This is a genomic window from Nocardioides sp. CPCC 206348 (assembly GCF_048654705.1).
In the GTDB taxonomy this organism is placed as follows: Bacteria; Actinomycetota; Actinomycetes; order Propionibacteriales; family Nocardioidaceae; genus Nocardioides.
On sequence record NZ_JBMCZA010000208.1, the window covers coordinates 1 to 259 of the forward strand.

Below are 259 nucleotides of genomic sequence, written 5' to 3' on the forward strand. Positions count from 1 at the left end.
GGTGGTGTGGGGACGCCGTTGATCACCGAGTACGCCGCGGCAGCGTTCGGGGCCCGGATCCAGACCAGTCCGTACGGGGCGAAGAAGTTGATCGCGGACGCGGTCGACATCAAGCTGCGGCTCCCACGGATCCAGTCCCGGGTCGACGCCGGTGAGGCGCGTACCGGTCATGCCCGCCACGTTGCCGAGGCGACCCGGGAGCTGTCCGAGTCGGAGGCGGCGTGGGTCGATGCCGAGGTCGCGGAGTCGTGTGACGGCC

At 70.7% G+C, this 259-nt stretch carries 1 pseudogene; it reads left to right on the forward strand.

Annotated features, from left to right (window positions below):
- A pseudogene (locus tag ACOADB_RS20475) lies at positions 1-259 on the forward strand (hypothetical protein); the annotation flags it as partial.